2 protein-coding genes and 1 pseudogene are annotated in these 2,156 nt (G+C 65.5%); all 3 read left to right on the top strand.

Going from position 1 to position 2,156, the window contains the following annotated elements; all coding sequences use genetic code 11:
- Positions 1 to 365, top strand: a pseudogene (locus tag IP68_RS19590) (type II secretion system protein GspE); the annotation flags it as partial.
- A complete protein-coding gene (gene gspF / locus IP68_RS19585) occupies positions 365 to 1,570 on the top strand; it encodes a type II secretion system inner membrane protein GspF (RefSeq protein ID WP_054136706.1) in 1,206 nt (401 codons plus the stop codon). The pseudogene IP68_RS19590 and the gene gspF, both read left to right, overlap by 1 nt.
- 8 nt (positions 1,571 to 1,578) lie before the next feature.
- The gene (gspG, locus tag IP68_RS19580; RefSeq protein WP_054136707.1) at positions 1,579 to 2,049 is read left to right on the top strand and encodes a type II secretion system major pseudopilin GspG; all 471 of its coding nucleotides are present in this window, start codon (positions 1,579 to 1,581) and stop codon (positions 2,047 to 2,049) included.
- Positions 2,050 to 2,156: the final 107 nt, after the last annotated feature.

Raw genomic sequence — 2,156 nt, 5'->3', positions numbered from 1 at the left:
GGCTGGTGCGGCGGCTGTGCCCCGAATGCCGCGAGCCGGTGCAGGCCGATGGCTCGCTCGCCTCTTTGCTCGGCTTCGACAAGGGTACCGTGGTCTATCGTCCGGTCGGCTGCGACCATTGCAACCACACCGGCTTCCAGGGCCGCATCGGCGTGTTCGAGGCGGTGCGGGTGGATGAAACCATTCGCCGCCTGATCAACGATGGCGGCGACGAGGCCATCATCGCGCGGCACGCCTTCCTGAATGCGCCCAATCTGGGCTCGGCGGCGCGCGAACTGGTGCGCACCGGTCAAACCACGGCGGAAGAGGCGATCCGCATTTCGCGGCGCGAGGCCGAGCCGGTGCCCGAACCGCTGAGAGCCTGATGGCTGACTTTGCCTATAAGGTGATCGATTCCGCCGGGCGCGAGCGACAGGGGCGGATCAGCGCGCCTTCTGATGCGCAGGCGCGCGCGGCGCTGATCCGCAAGGCGTTCCACATCGTTACCGTTACACCCGCACCGCCGCGCAAGGCGCTCATCTCGCAGCGCACCGCGCGATTGAGCCCCAAGCAGCTCACCCTGTTCACCCGGCAGATGTCGTCGCTGATGAGCGTCAGCCCCCTGGAAGAGGCGCTGCGCACGATCAGCCGCCAGACCGAAAAGGCCAATGCACGCGAGGTGCTGATCAACGTGCATGCGGGCGTGATGGAAGGGCAGTCGCTCGCCGAAGCGATGGCGCGCGAGCCGCGCAGCTTCCCGCCTTTGTTCCGCGCGATGATCAGCGCGGGCGAAAGCTCGGGCTCGCTGCCGGTGATTACCGAGCGGCTCGCAGCCTTGCTCGAACAGCAGGCCGAGGTGCGCGGCAAGATCATCTCGGCGCTCGCCTATCCGATCATCCTGACCCTGGTCGCGTTCGGCGTGGTGGCCGGGCTGATGATCTCGGTGGTGCCGCGCGTGGTCGAACAGTTCGACAATGCCTCTACTCAGCTGCCGCTGATCACGCGGATCGTCATCGGCATCTCCGATTTTCTCAGCAACTGGTGGTGGGCGCTGGCCATTGCGATGGTGCTCGCAGGCGTCGCCTTCTGGCGCGCCATGAAGGTGGCTTCGTTCAAATACCGCTTCGATGGCATGCTGCTCAAGCTGCCGCTGATCGGGCGGCTGATCCGCGACATGAACGCGGCAAGGCTGGCGCGGACGCTGGCGACCATGGTGCACAGCCGCCTGCCTCTGCTCGAAGGCATGAAGCTGACCACCCGCACCGTCCGCAACGCGGTGCTGCGCGAAGCGCTCGAGGAGGCGGTCGAATCGATCCGTTCGGGCGGCTCGCTTTCGGGCGCGCTCAGGAATGCGGGGACCTTTCCGCCGCTGCTGGTGTATCTTGTCGCCAGCGGCGAGAGCGCAGGCCAGCTCGATACCATGCTCGAGCGCGCCGCCGATTATCTCGAACGCGAGTTCCAGAATTTCACCTCCACCGCGATGGCCCTGCTAGAACCAGCTATCATCGTGGTCATGGGCGGGGTGGTCGCGCTGATCATCCTGTCGATCCTGCTGCCGATCCTGCAGCTTCAGAACCTGACTGGCTTATGAGGACCAACATGCTGAAATTCCGATCCGCGCTGCTCAAGCGCCTTTCGCCCCAGGCGCGCAAGCGTGCCAACGGGTTTACTCTGGTCGAGCTGATGGTGGTGATCTTCATCATCGGGCTGCTCGCGACGATCGTGGTCATCAACGTGCTTCCCAGCCAGGACCGCGCGATGACCGAAAAGGCGCGCAGCGACATCGCGACGCTGAGCCAGGCTCTCGAAATGTACCGGCTCGACAACCTGGCCTATCCGGGATCTGCCGAGGGGCTGAACGCGCTGGTCACCGCGCCGCCAACGCTGGCGCAGCCGGGCCGCTATCGCAGCGGCGGCTATATCAAGAAGCTGCCGCAGGACCCCTGGGGCCGCCCGTATCAGTATATCAGCCCCGGCACGACGGGTGCCTTCGACCTCTATTCGCTGGGCGCCGATGGCGCGCCGGGCGGCGAGAACGAGAATGCGGATATCACCGCGGATGGGGCTTAAGCGCCTAAAATCCTCCCCCAGCTTGCTGGGGGAGGGGGACCGTTCGCGGAGCGAATGGTGGAGGGGCAGCGGGATCGAGCCCATGAAAACGATGTGCGCCTCGCTCA

Source organism: Blastomonas sp. AAP25 (genome assembly GCF_001295965.1).
In the GTDB taxonomy this organism is placed as follows: domain Bacteria; phylum Pseudomonadota; class Alphaproteobacteria; order Sphingomonadales; family Sphingomonadaceae; genus Blastomonas; species Blastomonas fulva.
Note: the sequence above shows the minus strand (reverse complement) of the source record. Positions and strands in the feature narration are given on the sequence as shown.

Excerpts from the sequence above, each read along its gene's own strand:
- gspF (WP_054136706.1), top strand. The coding sequence starts at position 365 with ATGGCTGACTTTGCCTATAAGGTGATCGATTCCGCCGGGCGCGAGCGA.
- gspG (WP_054136707.1), top strand. The coding sequence starts at position 1,579 with ATGCTGAAATTCCGATCCGCGCTGCTCAAGCGCCTTTCGCCCCAGGCG.